The following is a 25,025-nucleotide window of genomic DNA, read 5'->3' as shown; positions in this document are numbered from 1 at the left end:
GCATGAGCATGGAGACCACGGCCTGGACCCAACTGCACAGCGTCATGAACGCCACGCAGGACCGCCGCCCCCTGGCCCGCGACACCCTGCGCCGCGTCGGCGCCTTCGCCCGGCCGCACCGGCGCCGCATCACCCAGTTCGTCCTGCTGAGCACCGTGACCGCGCTGCTCGCCGTGGCGACCCCCGTACTCGCCGGATGGGTCGTCGACGCCATCGTCTCCGGCGGGGACCCCGGACGGGTCACCACGCTCGCCGTGCTGATCGCCGTGATCGCCCTGGCCGAGGCGGGCCTCGGGCTGCTGGGGCGCTGGCTGTCCGCGAACCTCGGCGAGGGCCTCATCCTCGACCTGCGCACCGCCGTGTTCGACCACGTCCAGCGCATGCCGGTCGCCTTCTTCACCCGGACCCGCACCGGGGCCCTGGTCAGCCGCCTCAACAACGACGTGATCGGCGCGCAGCGCGCGTTCAGCAACACGCTCTCCGGGGTCGTCGGCAACCTCGTCACCCTCCTGCTGACCCTCGGCGTCATGCTCACCCTGTCCTGGCAGATCACCCTGCTGGCCCTCGCGCTCCTCCCGGTCTTCGTCGTCCCGGCGCGCCGCATGGGCACCCGCATGGCGCGCCTCCAGCGGGAGGCCGCGGAGCACAACGCCGCCATGGGCACCCAGATGACCGAGCGCTTCTCGGCGCCCGGCGCCACCTTGGTGAAGCTCTTCGGCCGGCCCGCGGACGAGTCGGCCCGGTTCGAGGAACGCGCCCGCCGGGTCCGGGACATCGGCGTGCGGACCGCCATGGCGCAGTCGGCCTTCATCACCGCCCTCACCCTCGTCTCGGCTCTCGCGCTGGCGCTCGTCTACGGCCTGGGCGGCCACTTCGCGCTCACCGGCGCCCTCGACGCGGGATCCGTCGTCACCCTCGCCCTCCTCCTGACCCGGCTCTACGCGCCCCTGACCGCGCTCGCGGGCGCCCGCGTCGACATCATGAGCGCCCTGGTCAGCTTCGAGCGGGTCTTCGAGGTCCTCGACCTGCGGCCCCTCATCGCGGACCGGCCCGGCGCCCGCCCGGTGCCGGACGGGCCCGTCGCCGTCGAGTTCGAGGACGTCCGCTTCGGCTACCCGTCCGCCGACAAGGTGTCGCTGGCCTCCCTGGAGGAGGTCGCGACGCTGGACACCCGCGCCGGCGGCGAGGTCCTCCACGGGATCTCCTTCCGCGCGGAACCCGGCCACACCGTCGCGCTCGTGGGCTCCTCCGGCGCCGGGAAGTCGACCATCGCGCAGCTGCTGCCGCGCCTGTACGACGCCGACGAGGGCGCCGTCCGCGTCGGCGGCACCGACGTCCGCGACCTGACGGCCGCCTCGCTGCGGGCCACGGTCGGCATGGTCACCCAGGACGGCCACCTCTTCCACGACACGATCCGGGCCAACCTGCTGCTCGCCCGGCCGGAGGCCACCGACGAGGAACTGCGCGACGTGCTGCGCCGCGCGCGTCTGGACCGTCTGGTCGCCGAACTCCCCGACGGCCTCGACACCGTCGTCGGCGAGCGCGGCTACCGCCTCTCCGGCGGGGAGCGCCAGCGCATGACCATCGCCCGGCTGCTCCTGGCCGGGCAGCGCGTGGTCATCCTGGACGAGGCCACGGCCCACCTCGACAGCACCTCCGAGGCCGCCGTCCAGGAAGCCCTCGCCGAGGCCCTCACCGACCGCACCGCCGTCGTGATCGCCCACCGCCTCTCCACGGTGCGCGCCGCCGACCTCATCCTCGTCGTCGAGGACGGCCGCGTCGTCGAGCGCGGCACCCACACGGAACTCCTGGCGGCGGAGGGCCGGTACGCGGAGCTCTACCGCACGCAGTTCAGCACGGAGGGCCTCGTGCCGGGCACGCTGCGCTGACACTTGAGCTGTTCCAGCACGGTCCCGGGTGTTGCGGCACATGCACCTTCCGCGCACGATTCTGGAGGTACCTTGAAGCTGTTGCTCACGTCGGGCGGCGTCACGAACCCGAGCATCCGCTCGGCGCTCGTGCGGCTTCTCGGCAAGCCGGTCGACGAGTGCCACGCCCTCTGTGTCCCGACGGCACAGTGGGGTCACCCGATGTGCGGTCCGGCATCGGTGCGGGGCTTCGCAGCCGCCGAGCGCCGGTGGCAGCACCTGTCCGGCCTGGGCTGGGCCTCGCTCGGTGTCCTCGAGCTCACCGCGCTGCCCACCATCGGCGCGGAGCGATGGGTCCCCTGGGTCCGGGAGGCCGACGTGCTCCTGGTCGACGGCGGCGACGCGACGTACCTGTGCCACTGGATGCGGGAGTCCGGGCTGGCCGATCTGCTGCCTTCGCTGCCCGACACGGTCTGGGTGGGAGTGAGTGCCGGAAGCATGGTGATGACGCCCCGGATCGGGGCGTACTTCGTCGAGTGGCCGTCCGCGCCGGACGACCGCGCCCTGGGAGTCGTCGACTTCTCGATCTTCCCGCACCTGGACGCCTTCCCGAGTAACACCCTGGCCGACGCGGAGCGCTGGGCCGCCGACATCGGCGTCCCGGCGTACGCCATCGACGAACAGACGGCCATCGAGGTCGTCGACGGCTCCGTCGAGGTGGTCTCCGAGGGGCGATGGACGAAGTTCGGGTCATAGCCGTGACGGCGTTGGTGACGTCGCGTCGCCGGAAGGGCCGCGCCTGGGGCACCACGTCCGTCGGTCACCCATACGGCACGGATACCGCGCCCCGGCGTGGCCCACGTCTGACGATCGGTGAGCGGAGCCTGTCCGGCGCGCACGTCCACCGGTCCGGACGGATGCGTACGTGATCTGACCACTCGCGAGGAGGCCGCCTTGGGACACGCCGTCGGCGATGTACTCGGCCTGGCCGCCGCTGTCGCGATCAGTCCGCTCCCCATCGTGGCGATCATCCTCATCCTGGCCACCCCGCAGGGACGGACGAACGGCACGCTGTTCGCCGTCGGCTGGTTCCTGGGACTGGCCGTCCTCGGCGCGATCACCCTGGCGGTGGGCGGCCCCGGCGGTGCGTCCGCGCACGGTCAACCGGCCACGTGGGTGGGGGCCCTCAAGCTGGCGCTGGGCGTCCTGCTCCTGCTGTTCGCCGCCCGGCAGTGGCGGGGACGTCCGCGCGACCCCTCACAGGCGCAGCTGCCGAAGTGGATGGCGGCGATCGACCACTTCACCCCGCCGAAGGTGCTCGGCCTCGGCCTGCTGCTCTCTGCCGCGAACGCCAAGAACGCCCCCCTGACGATCGCCGCCGGCGCCTCCATCAGCTCGTCGGGGATTTCCGTGCCGCAGCAGATCGGGGCGCTCGCCGTCTTCGTGGTCATCGCTTCGCTCGGGGTCCTCGCCCCGCTCGCCGTGTACCTGTGCATGGGTGAGCGGGCCGAGGGCATCCTCGCCAACTGGCGGGACCGGGCCGCCCGACACAACGCCGCCATCATGGACGTCCTGTTCTTCGTCCTCGGCCTGAAGCTCCTGGGGGACGGCATCAGCGGCCTGGTCTGAGGCCCCGCAGGCCCGAATCGGGCTTCGCGTCCCGGTGTCGCGGCTGCGCCGCAACCACTCGGTCGCGTCGACCAGGCCGGACACGCTGTGCGGCTTCTCGACCAAGCCCGAATTCTGCGCAACTCCGCGGTCCACCCCCAAGCCGTCGTCATCTCTCTTGGCCGCGCACGAGGCCTTGGCACGGGCACTTCGGCCGACGGCTGGATGATGCCGGCGTCGGCGAGGGCGTCGAGAGCACGGTGGAACTTGGCGTCGGGGTAGGGGGCATCCTGAGCGAACGCCGCTTGGCGGCCGCGGGAGACGTGCCCGGCTACGGCGACCAGGTCGTCGAACGCGGCCTGTGGGGCGGAGCGGAAGACGATGCGGGAGTGGCCGTCAGCCAGGTTCTCCACGCGGCCGATGGTGATGGTGGGCACGGGGCGGGTGGGACTCGGGGGAGTGGGCGCATTCGCCCCAGACGAGGGTTTGGGCTTGAGGCTTGCGGCAGGCGCGGGCGCAGCCGTCAAAGTCGCGGCCGGGTTCCTCGGCGAGGAAGGCGTCCGTACGGCGGGGCCGGGCCGATGGCTGTCCGGTCACTGGCACTCAGGCTCCTCGCATTCGCCGGTCCCGTCCGCGTCATGGGGGCAGGGATCATCGAGGGGTCGGACGAGCTCGGCGATGACGTCCGACACGAAGTCGAGGGGGCGGCAGAGCAGGTCGAGAAGCATCTGTGTTCTCCTGCCTGCGTTGTGGGCTGGTCGGTGGAGTCGTCCCAAGCGAAGGGTGTCCGTTGTCCTGATCGACGACGGGCGGAGGAGTGCCTCCTCGGCGGGCGTCAGTGGTCGGCGCTCGGGCGCGGCGGCGGCCTCAGGCACGCCGGTTCCCTTGGGGTGGGAGCTCAACGTCGTCCTCGATGAGGAGGCGGTGGGCGGTGCCGTAGGAGCAGCCGATTTCGGCGGCGACGCTACGAATGGTCCCGCCGGCGGTGTAGAGGGCGGCGGCGCGCTGGCGTGCGGCGTCGCGGTCGGCGAAGCGGACTCGGAACTACGGGTGGTGCTCCTTCGCTGATGGGTGGGCCCGTATGGCGACTGCCAGGCGGGCCGGTCCGGTCGTGGGGTGGTGGCGCGGCAGGGGCGGGTGCGGATGCGGGCGGTGAGTGGGGCGAAGGCTTCGCTGAGGCGGCGGCCCAGTTCAGCCATGGCCTCCCGGATCTGGGCGAGGGCGGTGTGCACTGCCTCGTTCTGATCAACGAGCGGGGCGCGCGGACGGCTTCGTTTGGTCACCGGGTGCGCCGTTCTCCCCGGGACGCCGACCTTGACGTGTGGAGCACAGGGCTTGGGCGTGCCCGTCGATGACCTATGGCCACTGAGGAAGCAGAGGGGTGACTCATAGACGTCTTCCATGCTGGTGTTTTTGACGTCCACTAACCAGAATTTTACTTCTGGTTGGGTTGAATGAAAACCAAACGTGTTGCGACATCCGGCGAAGACGAAGCTTTCGGGGCTCACGCGGGCTGATGAACTGTCGCCTCAGTGAACGACTTATCCGTACTACCCCCCATCGCTCACGATTGATCAAATAGGGTGGGTGCATGGCCTTTCTTGGCCTGCCGCACCTATGCGCACTTCGTAAACGTTTGCAGTGGACTCAGACCTTCGGGCACCTGTGAGAAACCTGTGGACCCATCTTTCGGTCACAGGGCAGCGATAACTAGCCGATCACGCACGCGTGCGATCTACACACTTCCCGCACGAACGCGCGTTCCCGTACCTTTCCTGAGTTGATCAGGGGGGGCACCCGACGCGCATCGCCAACAGAGCGGCGGGTGAATCGGTATGCCCACCTACGTCCCTGAACGGAACGTACGGAGGAACCATGCACCTCATCGCAAAGTCCGTCACCCGGACGACAGTGGCAGTGTTGAGCTTCGCTGCACTAAGCCTCACCGCGCCGTCGGCCTATGCCGATAACGACACCATCGGCAGTCTCTCCATCTCGGCGCACGCGGACCAGAAATCTCGAGCAGTCGTCGCCGCCGACCCGGCCGCAGCGCAGGCTGCATCAGTCGAATGTGGATCTGGCTACAGCCTCCTCGTAGCTGAACGCCTCCCCACGGCGACTGAACGTCGAGGCACCCTCTTCATGTACACAGACGGTGGCACGGGTCCGGACAACTTTGTGTGTGCCGTCTTCGACAACAACGACCCCGCCGGCACGCGGTGGATGAAGTTGCAGCTCTGTGAGAACAAGGTGAGCAGTCCGCGTTGTGACGTCGATCAGGGCAACCTCAGCCAGTACGCCGGGCCGGTCTACATGGACAACTGCCCCAAGGTCACGGCGCTGATGAAGGTCAGCTCCAGTTCCACCACGTACCTCATCAACCGGGTTGAAGGCAGTTTCTGCAACTAGGAGTTGACGTTGCACATCGATGCCTTGACGTTGCACCACAACGGGCGCCGCGGGAAGCACGGCTTGGCCGTGCTAGTTGGGGCAGCTCTGATAGTTGGCTGTAGCGCATCCGCTAAGACCGGGGCAGCTTCAGAAGCGTCGCCGACGCCATCTGGCCAGCCAGTTGCGTCAAGCCCAGCGTCGCCGAGCTCACCTGATGAATCCTCAGGCGCGGAAAGCCCCGTGGGTGACCCCGCTGTGGCCGCCTCCAAGGACGGCGTCACGGTGAAGCAGCCCGTACTCAAAGACACTGGTGACGCATTCTGGGTGGCCGTGGAGGTCACCAATACGAAGGCCAAGCCAGCAGATGTCTGGGCTGTTATTCGGTTGACGGGACCTCTCGGCTATCAGGTTCTGATGGACGTGAGGGCCGACGGATTGGCGCCCGGCGCAACCCATGACGGTGTATATACCGCGCAGGACCGAACGGAGGGTGCGGTCGTCCCGAAACACCTGACGGCAGTCATCGTCAACGTGACCCGCGCCCCGACATAGTCCGCTCCCTCTCCATCACCTCTCCGCGTGGGGCCGCACTCGATTGGCGAGCCCCGCGCGGAGAGGCCGTTTCCGTTCCAAGATCTGCGCGGGAATCCCCAACTCATCCGGGAGATATTGTGAAACGCAGAAGACGGACATCTACACCCCTTACGGCCCTGGCTGCCGGGGCAATACTCGTGACTGTGGTTCAGCCAGTAGCGTGGGCTCAGTCCAGCGACAAGCAGCCTGCTTCTACTACGCAGTCTGCGAAGCCATCCGCCAGCGCTGACTCAGTGCCCTCAGAGAAGCGCGAATCGCTGCTTGGATCCGACTGGTCTTCGTCCGGTGACGTCGCATGGACGACGAGCGGAGATGCGCAGGGCCTACACATCCTGACGGCCAAGGAACAGGACGGCTATACCTGGAAGACCGCTGCGACGCTGTCCGAGCCCGGTTTCGACGCCGATGCCTGGATCGGCAACGTCTGCGTCACAGGCTCCGGGCAACGCGCGGTCGTCGTTTACGCGCCACGTACATTCACGAACAAGCCTCAGCTCATGGCACGGGGCGCATTCACGGCGATCGTGAACCTCTCCTCGGGCGCCGTACAAAAGCTGCCAGTGAAGACATCGTTGTCGTACTACAACCCTGGCTGTGGCACCGGCGAGACCGCGGTGCTCACCCAGTCGGGTGGGGACGACCTGCCCGGCACTCGTCTCATTCGCCTGGACGCCGCTTCAGGAAAGACCTCCGCTCCGGTGAAGGTGACCGGCCAGGTCACCTCGACGGTTCCCGCCGAGAACGGGGAGATGCTTGGCGCGAGCGGAGCCCAGATCGTCCGCATCGACCAAGACGGCCACCGCACTCCAGTGGTGCGCACCGATCAGGTACCGTACCGGCTCACTCCGGATGGCAAGGGCGGGCTCGTCTTCCTTGATAAGCGCGGTACCACTTCCTCGGTCAAGCGCCTTGCCGCTAAGGATGTCAACGCTCCGCACGTTGGCACCGCGAAGGCAGCACTGCTGGCCGAAGGCGCCGCAACGGAGACTGGTCTGACGCGCAGTGCCGGCACTGTGTACATCACAGGACGTACCTCCCGGCCCCGCGCAGTCGCCGCAATGCCGTCAGTCGTCGAAAGGCGGACGGAGCTGCCGAGGGACGCGACTGTGTCCACTCGCGGAGCGGCGGCGATCACCGGCACGCAGTGGGGCGACGGCAAGGGCACGATGCTCCTGCCCGGTGAGGCGACGAAGGCCCGTGCCGTCAAACTGAGCATGGCGGTCACGAGTTCCAAGGCCAAGGCCTCATTTGTTGTGGACCCCGAGCGGCGTGAGTCCTCGCGCATCGCCGAGGGCACTGCCCCGTCGCCGGCACTGACCGGGCACGGCAACGCCCCGAAGCGGATGCAGGCCGCGGTCGCCGGAGACCCGTCGGATCCGGTCGAGGAAGAACGCACCTGCTCGGTGCCACGCAATGACCCGCGTAACCAGGCCATGCAACCCAAGCCGCGTCAGGTGGAATGGGCGGTCGACCAAGCAATCAAGGGCTACCTCAACACGCTCGTGCAGCGCCCGGCAAACTGGAAAAACCTCGGCATGCCCTCCTACATGCCTCAGTCGCTCTTCCCCAACCCAGCGTTGGTGGACGGCGACCGGGCGATGGCGCAGGTCATGCTCGGCATCACCACGCAAGAGTCGAACATGTGGCAGGCCGGCCGTGAAGCCGTACCCGGCGTCACCGCCAACCCGCTCATCGGCAACTACTACGGCATCGACCTCTACGACGGTGACTCCAGCAACGACTGGGACATCGACTTCGCCGAGGCAGACTGCGGCTACGGCATCACCCAGGTCACCGACCACATGCGCATGGCAGGCCGCGAAGACGGCCACGGCGGCGCAGCCTGGGACTACCAGAAGCAGCGCGCGGCCGCTCTGGACTACACCGCGAACATCGCCGCAGGCTTGCAGATCCTGATCTCGAAGTGGAACGAGACTCGCTCGGCTGGCCTCATCGCCAACCATGGCAGCACTGGCCGCCCCGAAAACTGGTACTTCGCCGTGTGGGCCTACAACTCCGGCTTCCACCCGAACAATGGTGACGGCTCCCCATGGGGCCTGGGCTGGGCCAACAACCCCGCCAACCCCGAATGGGATGCAGGGCGCCTGCCCTTCATGGAAAGCGCTGCCGGCGGCGAAGACGCCAGCGCCGCCGCCCGCCCGCAGAACTGGCCCTACCAGGAAAAGGTCCTCGGATTCGCCGCGCACCCACCGTCCTTCCTGGAGTCGCCCGGAAACATGGTTGCCGCCTTCCGCCCCTCCACCTGGAACGGAACAGGCGAGGCCGTCACCGTCAAGGGCAGCGCCCTATACAATCGCGCACACCTGAAGGCCCCTGAGGACGCATTCTGCGTCCCCACGTCCAACGACTGTTTCCCAGGGCGCATTTCCGACGGTGCCAGCAACGACAACGGATCCTCCGGCCCATGTGGGCGAGAGGACTTCATGTGCTGGTGGCACGAACCGGTCACCTGGAAGACCGACTGCGTCGACACCTGCGGATTCGAATTCATCCGCTTCAACCAAACCTATCCTGAGGAAGCAGATGGAACCGCTTACCCGCCCAATTGCACCATCAGCGGCCTTCCATCTGGCGCATTGATCGTCGACGACGTCCCACAAGGCACCCCCGTCGCCCGTCCAGGATGCACCAACTCGACGTGGACAAACTCCGGTACGTTCACCATGAACTTCGCTAACAACGGAGTTGAGGCCGCCTATCCAGCTAAGGTCGATTTGCATCAACTGGGCGCCGGCTTCGGAGGCCATTTCTACTTCGGCCACACTCGCGCCGACGACGCGAAGGGCCAACGTTTGCAGATCACTGGCACCTGGAAGCTCGACCGCACGCTAGACAAGGACGCCCGCGTCTGGGTGCACTTGCCGGACCACGGGGCCCAGACCAAGCAGGCCATGTACCAGATCAAAACGGTCAACGGCTGGGTGACGAGGCTGCTCCCACAGGCCGGCACCGGCAACCGCTGGGCCAACATCGGCGTACACAGGGTCAAGGGCACCGTCCCCGAAGTCAAACTGTCGACAATCACCCCTGACGGCACCGGAGACGACGACATCGCGTTCGACGCCGTGGCCTTCGAGCCAGGTGACTTCGGCAACTTGCCTGACGTCACCGTCCCCGATCCCGACCCGAACTCCCCAGAGGCCAACTACGAGGACCAAGTTCCGATGGTGGGCACCCTGGGTTCTAGTGCAGTTACGGCCAAGTCTGCTGCCGAGCCTAAGCGAACCACGTCGTGCTCCAAGCGTGACGCTCAAGGCCGCCAACAGTGCGTCACCATTACCCGCGGGGCGGACGTGCCGCTCTCGGCTCTCCCCAAAGAAAATAAGCGAACGACACAGCAGGAATCCCCGGGGGGCTTGGCCCCCTGGTGCGATTTCACCTCCCCCACCAACATAATGGTGCGGACCCGGTTGCAAGCATGTGAGACGTTCAACGTAAGCGCCACCTGGTCGGTGAACGACATAGAAGTCGGGACGGCGAAATTTTATGGCGTGCAGGAGTTCAAGACCTACAGCCAAGCACCCACAGTCATCGAGTCACTGACGCTCACGGCTACAAGCGTGCCGACCCAACTGGGCGCTGTAACGCTGAAAAAATGGAGTTCCAGTTGCGCTCCCAACTGCGAAACTTCCACCCAGCCAGACTGGAACGGCGTTCCCACTTGGGCCGCCGCGGTCGACCATCATTCAATAACGGGGTACCGCTCACACAGCTGGACGAACACGGAGCCTGCGCCCAAAAATGTAGACGAGCTCACCCTGAGTTCGGCCCTGGACTTCGGTTCCGCGCTCGTATCGGGCGACGACAGCAAAAAATCCCTTGCGACTTGGGCGGACGTCGATGAGGTGCGCTGCGACTCCCTATTTCCGGCCAACACTCGAGGTTGCGTATTCCAGAAGTATCCCCCGACCTTGGAGATGAACTTCAAGAAGTATCCGGCGGCAGCACTCTACTACTGGATCCTTCAAGAAAAACTGGATAGCCATCCCGGCCAGTTCCCTGACCACCCGCTACACAAGGAAGGGACCAAGGCGGTCAATGATCGCAACCGAGAAGTAGTGTGCGAACTCGGAGGCAAGGGCATCAGACTGAAGCCTGAATTCCACCATCTCGCGACAGGGGATAACTTGAATCTACAATGCGACGAATACCCATTCGCCAGCTCCAAGGAAAGCGGCGGTCAGTTCCTGGACAATGGCAGCACAACTAAGACCTACGGCTCCGAATGCACCACGCTATACGCCAAGAAGGATCCGAACGGCTGGCACATTTACAACGACGAACGGTTCCCCGTACCAACGTGGACCGAGATCTGCGGACGGGCATCAATGCCAGGCCAGCAAAACCAAGATGCGGGAAGTAGTCTGTCGGGCTTCGTGAGCTCGCTACGACTCCACGACGATGACCCGTACTTCATCAAGATTCCCGAGTTGGAGGGCTGCGACCCGGATGCCCACTGCACCATCTCGTAAGGCTCTGGGCTCCTGAGTTGGTCATCGGCCCTGCACTTGCCGCGGGGCCGATGACCCTCACATCTATCGTGCAACGTCCTCGCACAGTTCCACCAGGTCCAGCCAACGAGTCCGGTAGTCGTTGACCCCTGGATCCCAGACAAGTACCGAGCCGTGCCGTGTCCCTCGCTCCTGACAGAGAAGGAGCTCGTCGCCTGTCACTGAGACCGCGAACGGGATCCACGAGACATTTACAGGACATGCATGCCCGGACCTTGAGGAGTGCGTCGGGACCTGTTCGGAATCCGGAACAGGCCGAGGGCTGCCTCCGACCACCGCCTCCCCCGAGAGGGCGAGGAAGCCCACCTCAGGCGCGGCTGCCCGCGCCGCGTCCTTCATCCGACCGTGCGCAATGCGCAACTCGGCCGCACTGTAGAGACGGTAGCCGCCCGGCACTATGTTGTGCCCGCCCGGCGCATCGGCCCCATCGTGCAACAAGAAGAGGGCGCGCAGTTGGGCGTGGAGTGGGGCGGGCGTCTCGGCGGCGCGGATGTCCTGCGGCCGGGCGGGCGGACGCAGACAAGCGAACGCGTCGGGTGCGGTGCTCAGGAGGCGCTGCTCCGCCCGCTGCCACGCCTCGCGCAGTCGCACCCTTGGATCCGTCGAATCCGGAACGAGTTCCCAGTTCAGCCGGTGCCCGCCGACCGGACGGTAGGCGGGACATCCCGGCATCTTCAGTGGAGTGCCGGATTCCAAGACGCCGCCGAGTTCTGTGACCAGGGCGAGCAGGCTCGGCCAGGCCTTCCGGCCGGCGAGCCCGACCTCGTGGTCCACCTGCAAGACCGCGCCGTAACCCGGCCCGGGCCGATGGTCGACCACCAAATACTCGCCGGTGCCCGTGATGGCAAGCGGCACCCACCAACGGGCCTCCGGGGCAGCGCTGACTGGGCGATGACGGGCCATCTGCGCGGCGGACAAGAGCGTGTGCCGCGGCAGCAGGTATCCGGTGGCAGAGGTCTCCTCACTCCCGTTGTGTGCAGAGAGCAACGCCATCAATTGGTGATGAAGAGCGAAGCTGTCGGTGACGTCGGCAAGTTCATGGTCAGAGACAGGACGCCGTAGAGCCGCGAAGTCCTCCGGCGCGTGCTCTCTCAACCAGTCCTCCACGCGGCGCCAAGCAGTGCCGAATTCATTCGCAGCATTGTCACTGTTCACGGCTGAACCCTACCGTCGGGATTTTGCGACGGCGAGGGCACTATCCTCATGCCATGCGGTATCGGTGCTCAGAGGTAACTGCCAAGCGCGCCAACATCAGGCGACGTTCAGCGATGGCCGTGGATCGTCTTGACCGAAACTCCAGATCCCTGACCATATCTCGGGGCTTCTCGTCGTCGGCTAAGTGCCGGCGGATCGCGCACGCAGACTGGATGTCAGCTTCGGGTCCGACAGGACCGCAGCGCCGCGGCGGCGGTCGCCGCGCTGCTTCCAGTCCCGCGCCGTGGGGGGCGCCATCACTGCGGGGTCCCGGGGTACTTTCCCGCCGCGATCTCCATGAGCCAGCCCGTGCCGCCCTCGACGTCGCGGATTGGGCAGACGGGCTCCACGTACGGACCCTGGGCCAGGGCCATGAGCGCGCAAGTCTTGCGGTCGGCGGCTCGATCACGGCGATCACGTGGCCGGAGTGTAAGCCTGGACCATAGCCGTCCCCGGTGTGTTCGTAGTGGGCCAGGAGGTCGCGGGCGATCTCGGGGGTGACCTTTGTGAGGTTGCGCTGGGGGTCGCCGAGGAGGAGAGCGTTGGCGATCCGGGCGGCGACGGCGTCGGGGGCTGCCGTCCCAGGTCGGCGGTGGGGCGTCCAGGAAGTCGGCGGCGAGGCTCGGTTCTCAGGGAAGAAGATCAGGTTGACGGCGACACCGGCCTGGGCGAAGCGGGGCGAAACTCCTCGACGACCCGAGCGCCATGGCGCCGGTCGGCACGGTCATGCCCGGCCCGCATGGTTCCGCGCGTTTGGCGTCGCGCCGCCGTCGGCGCCGGTCCTCTCGTTCGCGTAGTCGACGCAGCCCTCCGCGACATCGGCGAGATACCCGGAGCGGATCGGCCGCATCACATCGCCGCACTTTCGTCACCGCCTTAACCGGTGATACGTTCTGATCGGCCCTGGCGCCCCAGGCCTTCCCGGGGGCACCTGCCGAGGTCACGGGGCAGCCCGTCCGTAGGCCAACCCCTCCCTTCTCAACGTGTGATGTGCACATGTGTCGCTGCAGTCGGGCGCGCACCTACTTAGCGGATGTGAAAGCAATGAAGAAGAAACTCCTGGCGGTGATCGCGGCCGGAGTGCCGCTGGTCGCGGCGGTGTACCTGCCGACCGCTTCGGCGGAGACCCGCGCTCCCGCCTCGGCCGCGCCGTTCACCTGCGCCTCCATGCAGGTGCCGGCCCCGGCCGGTACCGAGGTGGAGGACGTGACGGCGGTCCGCGACGCGGGCGGCACCATCAAGGGAACCGGCGTCCTGCAGGGCGAGGTCACCGGCGTCCCGGCCTTCTGCAAGGTGACCGTCACCCTCACCCACCCGGGCGAGGACGACCACGCCACGGTGACCACCTGGCTGCCCGAGAAGAGCTGGAACGGCCGCTTCCAGGCGCTCGGCGGCAGCGCCTACCTCGCCGGGGACAACGGGGTCGGGATGGGCACCGCCGTCAAGACCGGTTACGCGGCGACCACCACGGACGCCGGCGTCGGTGACGCCCTGGACGTCAGCTGGGCGCTGAACAGCGAGGGCGAGATCAACACCGCCCCGCTGAAGAACTTCGCCTCCCGTTCCCAGCACGAGGCGGCGGTCGTCGGCAAGGAGGTCGTCGACGCGGTCTACGGCAAGCGCGCCGACTACTCCTACTTCACCGGCTGCTCCACCGGCGGACGCCAGGGCTACATGGAGGCCCAGCGCCACCCCGACGACTACGACGGCATCCTCGCCGACGCGCCCGCCGTCAACTGGGACGAGTTCGAGGTCGCCACCCTGTGGCCGCAGGTCGTCATGAACAACGAGAAGACCTACCCGGCCGACTGCGAACTGGACGCGTTCACCGACGCCGCCGTCAAGGCCTGCGACGCGCTCGACGGTGTCAGGGACGGCCTGGTCAACGACCCGGAGCGGTGCGACTTCGACCCTCGCGAGCTGATCGGCACCAAGGTCGTGTGCCACGGCGCGGAGTTGACCGTCACGGCGGCCGACGCGGCCGTGGTGCGCAAGATCTGGGACGGCCCGCACACCCCCTCCGGCAGGAAGCTGTGGTCCGGCGTCCCGGTCGGGGCCGACCTCAAGGGCCTCGCGGCCACCACCACCGACCCCGACGGCACCGTCAAGGGCAACCCCTTCCCGGTACCGGCGGCGTGGGTCCGGCTCTGGCTGAAGAAGGACCCCTCCTTCGACCTCTCGAAGATCACCTACCGTCAGTTCACCGAGCTGTTCGAGCAGTCCCGGGCCGAGTACGACAAGGTGATAGGCACGGACGACCCCGACCTGTCCGGCTTCCGCACCTCCGGCGGCAAACTGCTGACCTGGCACGGGCAGGCCGACCAGTTCATCCCCGCCCAGGGCACCGTCGCGTACCGCGAGCAGGTTGAGCGGACGATGGGCGGCGCCAAGCGGGTCGACGACTTCTACCGCCTCTTCCTCGCCCCGGGCACCGACCACTGCGGCCTGAACGGCACCGACGGCTCGGCCGACGGCCTTGCCGCGCTGACCGCCTGGGTCGAGCACGGCAAGGCCCCCAAGACGCTGCCCGCCACCCTGGTCGGCGCCTCCGGCAAGAGCGTCAGCCGTGACCTGTGCAGCTACCCCGAGGTGTCCCGCTACAAGGGTCACGGAGACCCCGACGTCGCCTCCAGTTTCCGGTGCGTCCTCCCGCCCCGGCACTGACCCCGCCGCCGCCCACCCGACCCACCTGAGAGAGGCCAAACCCCATGAGCACGCAGACGGCGAATCCCCCGACCCGGGGAGCGGCGGGAGAACGTTCCTCCCTGCTGAGGCTGTACCTGGGCCGCGGCGTCCTGGCCGTGGTGTGGGCCCTGGTGTTCGCCGGCGCCCATGACTCCGTCGACGCCCCGGCGATCACGCTGCTGGTGCTCTACCCGCTGATCGACGCCGTGTCCTCGCTGCTCGACCTCCGCGCCACCCCCGACGGCTCCGAGCGCCGGGTCACAGCGTTCAACGGCGTGTTGAGCACGTTCGCCGCCCTCGCCCTCGGCATCGCCGGAGCGGGCGGCGTGGAGCCGGTGCTCCACGTGTTCGGCGCCTGGGCCGTCATCTCCGGAGCGGCCCAAGTGGTCGTGGGCCTGCGGCGGCGCGGCTCCGAGCTGGGCAACCAGTGGCCGACCCTGATCTCGGGCGGACTGTCCCTCCTGGTCGGCGTCTTCTACAACGTCCAGGCCGTGGGCGAGAACCCCTCGCTCGACGTGCTGTCGACGTACGCCACGGGCGGCGGGGTGTGGTTCATCCTCCAGGCCCTGCTGCTGGGCTGGAAGAGCCGCCGGCTGCGCACCCGGACCGCCTGACGGGCGCTTGCGCCTCCGACGACGGGTTCCGGCCCGGCGGTTACCACCGCCGGGCCGGAACCCGTGTGTCTCCGGGCGGCCCCGGCTCAGTAGTACACCCAGTACCCGTCGTAGTAATCGTAGGAATCCGTGTAGTAGTAGTCCGTGTACTCCCAGTATCCGTAGTCGTACTCCCAGCAGTCGCTGTCACCGCCGTGACCGGCGGTCCTGGTCTCCTGGTGGGGCGCCTGGGTGGAAACGGCGCTCGTCTGCGCGGATGCGGGGGCGGCGAACGCGGTGGTGGGGACCAGCGCGCCCCCTGCCGCCAGGGCGGCGGAGGCCGTGAGGATCGCGAGACGCCGGGTGCGAAGTGTGCGGGGCATGGCAATTCTCCTTGGGAAGTGGTGAAGGGAAAGGAATTTCCGGCAGGCTGCGGGACGTGTCCCGCACCGCCCGGGTGATCCCGGTGGGGGCCGTCTGCTGTGCTCGACCCCGTGACTCCATTGACCCCGGCCCGGTGCGTCACGTCACGCCCCTGGAATTCGGGGCTTGACAACCATGGCAGTACTCCCGGCGCCCGCCGGCGCTGCCGACGGTCACGCCAAGGCCACAGATTTCCCTCTCCTGGCCACATGACCCGCTCCCGGTGATAGCTTCCACCGGCCACTTGACCTTGCCTTTACGCACCCAGGGGGACCCGATGACCACTCCGCCGCCGCCCGGCACCAACCCGTACAACCAGCAGCCGTCCGGCAGCAACCCGTACTCCCAGCAGCCGCCCGCCCCGTACGGCCCTCAGGGCGGCAACCCGTACAGCGTGCCCGGCCCTCCGGCGCCCGCGCCCCGGCGCCCCCGGAGCGTCAAGGGCATCCTCAAGGGAGTCGTCAGCCTGGTCGTGATCGGGGTCGTGGCCTACGGCGGCTACACCACCTGGTTCGGGGGCGCGGCGACCGCCGACGCCGGTGACTGCCTGCACGCCGGGAACGCGGCGGCCACGGGTGTGATCTCCGTCGGGGACCCGGAGTTCGAGATCGTGGACTGCGGTGACCCCGGGGCCCAGTTCAAGGTCGCCAGCAGGCAGTCCGGTACGGACGGGGACTGCGACGAGCCGTACAGCCGGTACACCCAGGGCGGCTCCGGCCGGGACTTCACCCTCTGCCTCGAACGGCTGAAGTGACACCGCGCCGGAACCGCTGAGCCCGGCTCCCGGCTCCGGTGACGTCGCGTCAGGCGATGCGTACCGTGGTCGGGATGCGGATCCTTCACCTGTCCGACATCCACATCGGCCCCGTCGAGGGGCCCGACTCCCGCGGGATCGACGCGAGGGAGTCCCTGCGCCGGATGCTCGCCGGCCTCGACTCGGTCCCGGACGTCGGCGCCGTCGTCGTCAGCGGCGACGTCGCCGACGACGGCTCCGCGGAGGCCTACACCGCGGCCCGCGACATGGTGCGGGAGTTCGCCGCGCCCAGGCGGGCGCCCGTGGTGTTCTGCACCGGCAACCACGACGAGCGCGGCGCCTTCGCCAAGGTGCTGGGCAGCGGCCACCTGGGAGCCGACGGCGGTGACATGGCGACCGCGGTCGTCGACTCCCCGGAGGGCGAGCGGGCCGCCGTGAGCGTGATCGGCGGCCACCGCTTCGTCACGCTCGACTCGCTCGTCCCCGGCAAGGTCTACGGCCGGATCGGACCGCGCCAGCTCGACTGGCTCCGCGAGGTGCTGGCCGAACCCGCGCCGCACGGAACCGTGGTGGTCCTGCACCACCCGCCCGTCACCCTCGACGTGGAGGTCCAGCAGGCCCTCGGGCTGCAGGACGGGGCCGCACTGGCCGAAGCCGTACGCGGCACGGACGTACGGCTGGTCCTGTGCGGCCACTTCCACCTGCAGCTCTTCGGCCATCTCGGGACGGTCCCGGTGTGGGTGACCCCGGGGGTCCTCAGCCGTATCGACCTCACCGGCCCGCAGGGCACCGAGCGGGCGGTACGCGGGGCCTCGGCGACCCTCGTCGACCTCGGCGGTCCGTACGCCCCGCTGTTCCACGTGCTCCACGCACGCGACCCGCGGGCGGGCGAGACCGTCTACGAACTCGACCGCGCCCAGCTCCGCTCGATCGTCGAGCGACTGGGCCCCGGCGCGTGATCAGGGGGTGACCAGGACCTTGCTGACCAGCGGCAGGTGGTCGGAGGCCGTCGGGTCGGCCTGCACCACGCGGGTGACGAGCGGCTTGATGTCGCCGGTGGTGTAGATGGCATCGATGCGCTCGGTCGGGGCCTCGGCGGGGTAGGTCGCGCCGTCGCCGCGGCCGTGCAGCGACCGGGCCCACGCGTCGGTGTAGCGGGACTGCAGCGGCTGCGACTCGGGGGCGGTCGGCAGGGCGTTGAAGTCACCGACGAGGACGGCCGGTTCCTTGTCGCCGATCAGGTCGACGATCTGCGGGGTCTGCTGCAGGCGGTCGGTCTGCGAGCTGGCGGCCAGGTGCGTGCAGTAGAACTGGACGGCCTTGCCGCGCACGTTCAGGGTGGCGTGCAGCAGCCCGCGCTGCTCCTGGCCGGGCGACTTGTAGAGCCAGGTGTTGTCCGACGCGGTGATCGGGTAGCGGGACAGGATCGCGGTGCCGTACTGGATCCGGTGGTCGCTGCCGGCCGGGGGCGCGTTGTCGATGTTGGCGCCGAAGACGACGTGGTAGCCGAGCAGCTTCGCGAGGTCGGCGGCCTGGTCGGCCCAGTCGCTGCGCGCGGAGTAGTGGTTGTCGACCTCCTGCAGCCCGACCACGTCGGCGCCGCTGCGGCGGACGACGTCCGCGATCCGCGGGACGTCGAGCACGTCGTCGGTGCCCTGGGCGTGGTGGATGTTGAACGTCATCACGTCCAGCACGCGGGCGCCGCGGCCGTCGGCGGCCGGGGCCTTGCCCGTGGTGGCGGCGGCGGTGCCGGTGGTGGCGGCGAGCGCGAAGACGACGGCGAGTGCGGACACGGTCCGGCGCAGCATGACGAAGATCCTCCAGGGACGGCGACAGGAACGATCACGATCGTGGTCGGGGCTCCTGGCGGTCGCGTGACGGGCAGATGAAGAACGCCTTCCCTCCCCGGTGCGGGACGTCATGCCCCGTTCAACCCTCCGACCTGCGGGTCTGGTTGGAGCCCGGCCGGGGAGGCGGGTTGACCCTCGACCTGGTGGAGGGGGCAGAGTCCCGGGTGTGGAGAACGACATGCGCAGTATCGGTGAGCTGGCCCGGGACAGTGGACTGGGCGTGAGCGCACTGCGGTTCTACGACACCGCCGGGGTGCTCGTCCCGACCCGGGTGGACCCGTCGAGCGGCTACCGCTGGTACGGCCCCGAGCAGCTGGAGGAGGCCCGGTTGCTGGCGCGGCTGCGCCGCACCGGTATGCCGCTGGCGGACGTCCGCCTGGTGCTGGCCGCCTGGTCCGGTGAGGACACCGGCCTCGTCCGCAAGCTGCTCGACGCGCAACTGCGCCGTCTGGAGCGGGGGCTGTCCGAGGCCCGCGTCGAGTTCTCCGCGATCCGTGCACTACTCGACCGCAAGGAGAATCCCATGTCCTCACCCGTCACCGACGGCACCGTCCGACTGGCCGTCCCCGCCTCGGACATGGCCGCCGCGCTGGACGCGGTCCGTTTCGCCGCCGGGACCGATCCCGAGCTTCCGGTGCTCGGCGGCGTCCTGTTCGACATCGAGGACGGGACGCTCCATGCCGTCGCCACCGACCGGTACCGGATGGCGGTCGCGCGGACCGAAGTCACCGGGCATGGCGGGCCGCGCAGGCAGGTCGTCGTACCGTCCCCGCTCGCCGACGCGATGCGGGCGCTGCTGGCCGACGACCCGGCGTCCGTCGAGCTCACGGTGGACGGTGACCGCGTCGCCCTGGCGGCGGGGGACCGTCAAACGGCCGGCCGGTCGCTCGACCACGAGTACCCCGACTACCGGCGCCTCGTGCGCCTGCCGGAGGGACGCCGCGTCCTCGTCGAGGTCCCGGCCCTGCGTACGGCGCTGGAGACCGGCCCCGTCCGCGCCGGCGAAGCGCGGGAGCAGGACGGGAAGTCCCCCGACATCAGCGTGCTCACGGTGGCGGACGACGGCACGGTGGGCGTGTGCGGGGACGGCGACGAGGGCCCGGACGACGTCGCGGTCAACCGCGAGTACCTGCTCCAGGCCCTCGCCGCGGCGGCCCGGGACCGGCTGGTGCTGGAGTTCGGCGCCCCCACGGCCCCCCTGGCGGTCCGCCGCCCGGACGACTCCGACGGCACGTTCTCCCTCTTGATGCCGGTGCGCCTGGACGCCTGACGGCCTGACCGCTTCCGGGGATCCGGCTCGGCCGCGCGCAGTGATGTCGGCACGGGGGCCCGCTCACGAATGTCACGACGGCGACCGCGGTCGGAATGACAGGGCTGCCTCGGGGACGGCGGCGTTCTGGGCCCAAGGGCGGTGGCCGCGGCAAGTCGGCGGTTGCGGAGCTCTCGGTTTCCTCAGCCGGGTCGCGAGACGGCTCTTGCTGATGCGCCGCTGGGCGGCCGGTGTTCGATAACCGGTCAGCAGCGCCAGGGACGCCTTGGAAGCGCCGTAGTCGAAGGCCCGCTCGAGGGCCGGAAAGCTATCCGGCGGCCGGGCTCGCATCCGGTCGATCGCCCTCGTGCGACGCGCAGCCGGGTCGAGCCGGACTGACTGACCTTGGCTGATCATGTCGTTGATGCCAGTCCGTATTCATGGGCACTGGGCGAGGGGCCGGTGACTTTCACCGGGTACGGGAGCAGAGGCGCCTGACGGCGGGCCAGTTATTCGAACAGGGTGGCCGGTCGGATGCGGAGATCGCGCGCATGCCGGGGGTGAGCGCGCAGGCGGTGCACAACTGGCACCACCCCTGGAACCAGGGCGGTCGGAGGCCCTGCTCGGGCACAGGTTCGCCGGCGCGCAGTGCGCCCTGGACGAGAACCAGGTTGCGGGATTTACTCTCGTGACGTGGCCCGATCGGGTGAGTCGTTGTGCATGACGCGAGTGCAACTGCCATATGTGTAGTGGGAGTTGATTGCCATTTTTGCCGATCGGCGATCACGGCCCGCATCCCGCGCGGCTGCGGCAGCAGTTCGAGGGCTCGCGAACGGCGACGACTCGGCGTTCCGCCTCCACGGCAAGATCAGTAGAGGTCAGGTGCTCGAGGGTGCGGCGGGTCGGCGCAGGACGCCTCCCCGGCGGGGGTGAGTCATGTCCGTGCTGACTGATCGTCACCACGACATGGGCGCCGGCTGTTCGCGCTGTCAGGCGTCGCGGGCGTAGGAGGCGAGGCGACCGGCGAACGCGGTGACCATGTCGCGCAGTTCGGCGGGACGTTCGATGACGAACGGCCGGTCGAGTGAGGCGAGTACCGGCGGCAACCAGTCCAGCCGCTCCGCCCGCAGCTCGGCGCGCAGCCAGCGTTCGGCCGCCTGGTCCTCGCCCGTCACAGGCGCGTCCTCCTCCAGGCTCGCGACACTGGCCGGAAGGTGGGCACGGATCTGCGCGACGGTGCCGTGGATCCGCAAGGTCACCTCATGCCGGTACTCGGCCGTGGCGAACGCCGTCACCACACGCCGCGCCGGATCGAGGTCCTCGGGCGCTTCGAACGAGCCTGGCAGGGTCCGCGCGTCCGCGATGCGGTCGAGGCGGAAGGTTCGGTCCTCGTCGAGCCGGGCGTCCTTGCCCGTGACGTACCACCGGCCCGCATGGGCCACGATCCCGTACGCGTGCAGTGTGCGTTCACTGCGCCCACCGCCGCGGTCGGTGTAACGGATCGAGACCGGCCGGCGGTGGCGCACCGCATCGGCGAGGGTGAGCAGAACCTCGCCGTCCGGCGTGTCGAACTCACCGGGCTGGTCGGTAAAGGCGAGAGCTTCCAGGAGGGTGTCGAGGCGGTGGGCGATGTGCTGGGGCAGCACCCGCCGGATCTTCGCCGATGCCGTCTCGCTTGCCGTGCGTTGCGTCGTCGTCAGCCCGGCCCGGCGGCCGGCGACCAGGCCGAGCAGCACCGCCAGTGCCTCGTCGTCGCTGAGCATGAGCGGAGGGAGCCGGTACCCGGGGGCGAGCCGGTACCCCCCGTAGCGGCCCCGTACCGACTCCACCGGCACGTCGAGGTCGATCAACTGGTCCACGTACCGCCGCACCGTGCGCCCTTCCACACCGAGTCGCTCGGCGAGCTCCGCCACAGTGCGGGTGCCGCCGGACTGCAGCAGTTCCAGGAGGGTCAGCACGCGGACAGTGGGGCGGGACACATTCCCAGCCTAACCCGAATACGGGACCGATTGTGTCCTCTATTTCTCCTAGCCTGCGACATGCAACGACCACCGCCACAGCCAAGGAGATTCCCATGGACTTCGTCTCGATCCGCATCATCACCGGCGACGTCGCCCGCCTCGTCGACTTCTACGAGCGAGCCACCGGCGCGCGGGCGACATGGGCCACCGAGGACTTCGCCGAGCTCAGGACCGCGGGCGCCACCCTCGCCATCGCCGGAACCCGCACCGTCCCGCTGTTCGCCCCGGGCTCGGCCCGCCCGGCGGACAACCACAGCGTCATCACCGAATTTCTCGTCGACGACGTGGACCGCGTCCACCAGAACCTCACCGGCTTCGTCACCGACTTCGTCACCGAGCCCACCACCATGCCCTGGGGCAACCGGTCCCTGCTGTTCTGCGACCCCGACGGCAACCTCGTCAACTTCTTCACCCCCGTCACCCCGGCAGCCATCGAGAAGTTCGCGCGCTGACTGACTGACCCGGCACTACGAGATTGACTACGGAGATCGACATGACTGAGTTCCTGAACGTGGAAGGTGGCACCATCGCCTACGAGGTGACCGGCTCCGGGCCGCTGATGGTGCTTGCGCACGGGATCGGCCAGAGCCGCGACGCCTATCGGTTCATGGTTCCAGAGCTGGTGGCCACCGGTTACCGGGTCGCGGCCGTGGACCTGCGAGGCAGCGGCGAGTCGACCGCGACGTGGCCCTCATACACCCGCACCGACATCGCCGGCGACCTGATCGCACTGATCGAGCATCTCGGCGGTCCCGCAGTGCTGGTCGGCCACTCCATCTCCGGCGGTGCCGCGACGATCGCCGCTGCGAAGGCGCCGGCGCTCGTGAGCGCCGTCGTCGAACTGGCGCCGTTCACCCGCAAGGTGGCGTACTCGCTGAGCGCCCTGGGCGTGTCCCGCTACCGCAAGGCCGCGAAGGCGATCTCGGCCGTCGCGATGTTCGGCAGCCACAAGCAGTGGCGGAAGTACCTGGAGCTCGCGACCCCGGAGCCGCGCCCCGCGGACTGGGCCGCGAGCCTCGAGCACACCGACGCGATGCTGCACGAGCCGGGCCGGATGAAGGCCCTGCAGAAGCAGATGAACAGCGCCGCCGACGCCGGCGCCCAACTCGGCAACGTGCACTGCCCGGTCCTGGTCGTCATGGGCACCCTCGATCCCGACTGGGGTGACCCGAAGGCCGAAGGCGAGGCCATCGTGGCCGCGCTTCCGGAAGCCGTCGGCCGGCTGGAGATGCTCCCGGGGGCTGGCCACTACCCGCAGGTCCAGTTCCCGTCGGCAGTGGTCGGCCTGGTGCGCTCATTCCTGAAGACGGCCCGTGCCTAGGGCCGGACTCGACCGGGCCACGGTCGGTGCGGCCGCGTCGGAACTCGCCGACGAACTCGGCTTCGCCGGCCCGACCATGGGCACGCCGGCCAAGCGGGTCGGCGTGCGGACACCGTCGGTCCGGGCCCTGTGCACCGTCATCCACGGCTTCGTCGGCCTCGACAGCAACGATGCCTTCCAGACGGAGCGCGACCCCGCCGACAGCCACCGGTTCGTCGTCGACACGCTCATCAACGACATGCGACCCGAGGCCGCCAACGGCGGGCCCGACACCGCACCGCTCCATGCCGGGGAGGGAGCATGACCCAGGCCGCCGACTCCCCGAACCGCGCCAACGCCGCCTCCGGGCTACGGTTCCTGACCGAACTGATCGGCTGGACGGCCACCCCGTGGGCGCTGCACCGGGTCGACTGGGCGGTCGCGACCGCCGCGCTGGTCCTGCTGATCGGACTGCCGGCCGTCGTCGGAACACCCGGCGACCGCCCCTTCGACCCGCCGGTGGCGATCCCCGGCGCAGCGATGCTCCTGCTCGTGCTCCTCGAAGTGGCCGCCGCAGCGGTGGCGCCGTGGTTCGCGTGGCCCGCGTGGGCCGCGGTCGTCGCAACCGCGCTTGCCGCGACGTCGGTCGTGCTCGAACAGCCGCGCTGGCGTTGGCTGTTGCGCCACTAGGAGCTGTCCGGTCGATCATGTGACTGGCTCGCTCCTGACTCGTTGGTCGGGGTATGGGGGCGTGATCAGCGTGGTGACTTGTCGGATGTCGAGTGGGAACGGCTCTGGCCGTTCCTGCCGGTGAGCAATGGTCGTTGTGGCCGATGGCGAGACCATCGGCAGGTAATCGACGGGATTCTGCACCGAGTGCGGACCGGTGTGCAGTGGCGCGACCTTCTCGAGCGGTTCGGGCCCTGGAAGACGGTCTACGAGCGCCACCGGCTGTGGTCCGCAGACGGCACCTGGGAACATCTGCTGCAGCAGATCCAAGCCGCAGCCGACGCCGCGGGTGACGTGGACTGGGACGTCTCGGTCGACTCAACGAGCGTGCGCGCTCATCAGCATGCCGCCGGCGCCCGCAACGACCCGCCACCTACCACGGCCGCTCCAAAGGGGGGACGACGCGGCGGAACACCTGGCCGAACCTCCGTGGCAGAGCCTGGTCGGCCGACTGGCGGAGGGGGTTCAGCAGGTGAGGCACTGGGCCGCTCGCGAGGTGGCTTCACCAGCAAGATCCACCTGAGCGCCGACGGTCGCTGCCGCCCGCTGTCCCTGCTCATCACTGCCGGCCAGCGGAGTGACAGCCCCCAGTTCCGACCGCTGACAAGGCCTACAGCAACCGGCCGTGTCGGGAGTACCTGCGACGCCGGGGCATCCCGCACACGATCCCGGAGAAGGCCGACAGCCGGGCCGCCCGCCTGCGAAGGGGCGCACACGGCGGCCGGCCACCGGGGTTCGACGAGGACCGCTACAAGAAGCGCAACACCGTCGAACGAGCCATCAACAGGCTCAAGAACCACCGAGCAGTGGCCACCCGCTATGACAAGCGTGGCTACGTTTTCCTCGGCACCATCACGGCGGCAAGCCTCGTCATCTGGCTCCACACATGACCGACCGGAGAGTTCCTAGGAGCTCACCTCAACCGGTGCGTTGTTGTGAGCGACCATCAGCTGAGCCATCCTGTGCAACCGAGTCCATACGTGCACGCTGTCATGTTCAGCCAGTTCGGGAAGGACCCTTTCAATCTCGTCAGAGATGAACCTCACGGTCGCCATCCCCCGCTCGTGGAGGGAGCCGCCATTGGTGATCCACGTGTACGTGCAGCCCTCCATCCTGGTGTAAATCGACACTAGATCGACGCCCGCCACCGCAAGGCTGTTCCACCTGCCGTCCCACGGCTCATCCAGCAAGCACGCAACCACGGCTACAGGGTCTTCAGCAGCATCCATACCCA

The 25,025-nt window shown here is 68.7% G+C and carries 21 protein-coding genes and 3 pseudogenes; 17 read left to right on the top strand and 7 right to left on the bottom strand.

What is annotated here, in order from left to right; genetic code table 11:
- The first annotated feature begins 8 nt into the window (after positions 1–8).
- The 3 genes from CHF15_RS29860 (at position 9) to CHF15_RS29850 (ending at position 3,497) form a co-directional block, all read left to right on the top strand.
- The gene (locus CHF15_RS29860) at positions 9–1,889 is read left to right on the top strand and encodes an ABC transporter ATP-binding protein (RefSeq protein ID WP_179280037.1); all 1,881 of its coding nucleotides are present in this window, start codon (positions 9–11) and stop codon (positions 1,887–1,889) included.
- A 72-nt stretch (positions 1,890–1,961) separates the two neighbouring features.
- A complete protein-coding gene (locus tag CHF15_RS29855; protein WP_089227012.1) occupies positions 1,962–2,624 on the top strand; it encodes a Type 1 glutamine amidotransferase-like domain-containing protein in 663 nt (220 codons plus the stop codon).
- Between the two features lie 198 nt (positions 2,625–2,822).
- Positions 2,823–3,497 (top strand): GAP family protein, encoded by a 675-nt coding sequence (locus tag CHF15_RS29850; protein ID WP_089227011.1) that lies wholly within the window; start codon positions 2,823–2,825, stop codon positions 3,495–3,497.
- Between the two features lie 572 nt (positions 3,498–4,069).
- On the opposite strand, the gene CHF15_RS46460 is transcribed toward CHF15_RS29850, so the two are convergent.
- Complete coding sequence (locus CHF15_RS46460; protein WP_265737412.1) at positions 4,070–4,204, bottom strand: hypothetical protein; 135 nt, start codon at positions 4,202–4,204, stop codon at positions 4,070–4,072.
- Between the two features lie 139 nt (positions 4,205–4,343).
- Positions 4,344–4,505, bottom strand: a pseudogene (locus CHF15_RS46755) (helix-turn-helix domain-containing protein); the annotation flags it as partial.
- An 846-nt stretch (positions 4,506–5,351) separates the two neighbouring features.
- Between CHF15_RS46755 and CHF15_RS29840 the strand changes: the two are divergent.
- From CHF15_RS29840 to CHF15_RS29835, 3 genes are all read left to right on the top strand, one after another.
- On the top strand, positions 5,352–5,885 hold the full coding sequence (locus CHF15_RS29840) for a hypothetical protein (RefSeq protein WP_245939100.1): 534 nt from the start codon (positions 5,352–5,354) through the stop codon (positions 5,883–5,885).
- A gap of 237 nt (positions 5,886–6,122) precedes the next feature.
- Entirely contained in the window at positions 6,123–6,419 is a 297-nt protein-coding gene (locus CHF15_RS44505) for a hypothetical protein (RefSeq protein ID WP_143681659.1), read from the top strand.
- Between the two features lie 275 nt (positions 6,420–6,694).
- Positions 6,695–10,954 (top strand): hypothetical protein, encoded by a 4,260-nt coding sequence (locus tag CHF15_RS29835; protein WP_143681658.1) that lies wholly within the window; start codon positions 6,695–6,697, stop codon positions 10,952–10,954.
- Positions 10,955–11,017: 63 nt separating this feature from the next.
- On the opposite strand, the gene CHF15_RS29830 is transcribed toward CHF15_RS29835, so the two are convergent.
- Positions 11,018–12,148, bottom strand: coding sequence for an SMI1/KNR4 family protein (locus CHF15_RS29830; RefSeq protein WP_143681657.1), 1,131 nt, complete (start codon positions 12,146–12,148; stop codon positions 11,018–11,020).
- A 1,083-nt stretch (positions 12,149–13,231) separates the two neighbouring features.
- Here CHF15_RS29830 and CHF15_RS29825 point away from each other — a divergent pair.
- Both CHF15_RS29825 and CHF15_RS29820 read left to right on the top strand, forming a co-directional pair.
- Positions 13,232–14,851 carry a tannase/feruloyl esterase family alpha/beta hydrolase gene (locus CHF15_RS29825; RefSeq protein ID WP_089227007.1) on the top strand — a complete coding sequence of 540 codons (1,620 nt, stop codon included), beginning with the start codon at positions 13,232–13,234 and terminating at the stop codon, positions 14,849–14,851.
- A gap of 44 nt (positions 14,852–14,895) precedes the next feature.
- Positions 14,896–15,486, top strand: coding sequence for a DUF308 domain-containing protein (locus tag CHF15_RS29820; RefSeq protein ID WP_089227006.1), 591 nt, complete (start codon positions 14,896–14,898; stop codon positions 15,484–15,486).
- An 86-nt stretch (positions 15,487–15,572) separates the two neighbouring features.
- On the opposite strand, the gene CHF15_RS29815 is transcribed toward CHF15_RS29820, so the two are convergent.
- Positions 15,573–15,848 (bottom strand): hypothetical protein, encoded by a 276-nt coding sequence (locus tag CHF15_RS29815; protein WP_089227005.1) that lies wholly within the window; start codon positions 15,846–15,848, stop codon positions 15,573–15,575.
- A gap of 317 nt (positions 15,849–16,165) precedes the next feature.
- On the opposite strand from CHF15_RS29815, the gene CHF15_RS29810 reads away from it, so the two are divergent.
- Both CHF15_RS29810 and CHF15_RS29805 read left to right on the top strand, forming a co-directional pair.
- Positions 16,166–16,642, top strand: coding sequence for an LppU/SCO3897 family protein (locus tag CHF15_RS29810; protein ID WP_089227004.1), 477 nt, complete (start codon positions 16,166–16,168; stop codon positions 16,640–16,642).
- Between the two features lie 74 nt (positions 16,643–16,716).
- Complete coding sequence (locus CHF15_RS29805) at positions 16,717–17,601, top strand: metallophosphoesterase family protein (RefSeq protein ID WP_089227130.1); 885 nt, start codon at positions 16,717–16,719, stop codon at positions 17,599–17,601.
- Here the strand turns inward: CHF15_RS29805 and CHF15_RS29800 are convergent, their stop codons facing one another.
- Positions 17,602–18,450, bottom strand: a complete 849-nt coding sequence (locus CHF15_RS29800) for an endonuclease/exonuclease/phosphatase family protein (protein WP_089227003.1) — start codon at positions 18,448–18,450, stop codon at positions 17,602–17,604. It lies immediately after the preceding gene.
- A gap of 220 nt (positions 18,451–18,670) precedes the next feature.
- Between CHF15_RS29800 and CHF15_RS29795 the strand changes: the two genes are divergently transcribed.
- Together CHF15_RS29795 and CHF15_RS46750 are read left to right on the top strand one after the other, a co-directional pair.
- Entirely contained in the window at positions 18,671–19,762 is a 1,092-nt protein-coding gene (locus CHF15_RS29795; RefSeq protein WP_179280024.1) for a DNA polymerase III subunit beta family protein, read from the top strand.
- A gap of 419 nt (positions 19,763–20,181) precedes the next feature.
- Positions 20,182–20,433, top strand: coding sequence for a helix-turn-helix domain-containing protein (locus tag CHF15_RS46750; protein WP_089227001.1), 252 nt, complete (start codon positions 20,182–20,184; stop codon positions 20,431–20,433).
- Positions 20,434–20,730: 297 nt separating this feature from the next.
- Here the strand turns inward: CHF15_RS46750 and CHF15_RS29785 are convergent, their stop codons facing one another.
- Entirely contained in the window at positions 20,731–21,720 is a 990-nt protein-coding gene (locus tag CHF15_RS29785) for a helix-turn-helix transcriptional regulator (protein WP_089227000.1), read from the bottom strand.
- A gap of 95 nt (positions 21,721–21,815) precedes the next feature.
- Between CHF15_RS29785 and CHF15_RS29780 the strand changes: the two genes are divergently transcribed.
- From CHF15_RS29780 to CHF15_RS29760, 5 genes and pseudogenes are all read left to right on the top strand, one after another.
- On the top strand, positions 21,816–22,214 hold the full coding sequence (locus tag CHF15_RS29780) for a VOC family protein (RefSeq protein ID WP_089226999.1): 399 nt from the start codon (positions 21,816–21,818) through the stop codon (positions 22,212–22,214).
- Between the two features lie 41 nt (positions 22,215–22,255).
- Positions 22,256–23,083: an alpha/beta fold hydrolase gene (locus CHF15_RS29775; RefSeq protein WP_089226998.1), complete on the top strand. Its 828-nt coding sequence runs from the start codon at positions 22,256–22,258 to the stop codon at positions 23,081–23,083.
- A complete protein-coding gene (locus CHF15_RS45115; protein WP_179280023.1) occupies positions 23,076–23,387 on the top strand; it encodes a hypothetical protein in 312 nt (103 codons plus the stop codon). The genes CHF15_RS29775 and CHF15_RS45115 overlap by 8 nt, the downstream gene beginning before the upstream one ends.
- Positions 23,384–23,752, top strand: a complete 369-nt coding sequence (locus tag CHF15_RS29765; protein WP_089226997.1) for a hypothetical protein — start codon at positions 23,384–23,386, stop codon at positions 23,750–23,752. Before CHF15_RS45115 ends, CHF15_RS29765 begins: the two co-directional genes overlap by 4 nt.
- A 42-nt stretch (positions 23,753–23,794) precedes the next feature.
- Positions 23,795–24,681: pseudogene (locus CHF15_RS29760) on the top strand (IS5 family transposase).
- 15 nt (positions 24,682–24,696) lie between these two features.
- Here CHF15_RS29760 and CHF15_RS45505 read toward each other — a convergent pair.
- Positions 24,697–25,025 (bottom strand): annotated as a pseudogene (locus CHF15_RS45505) (hypothetical protein); the annotation flags it as partial.

The organism is Actinacidiphila glaucinigra (assembly GCF_900188405.1).
Classification (GTDB): Bacteria; Actinomycetota; Actinomycetes; order Streptomycetales; family Streptomycetaceae; genus Actinacidiphila; species Actinacidiphila glaucinigra.
This window is presented reverse-complemented; position numbering and strand designations above follow the sequence as displayed.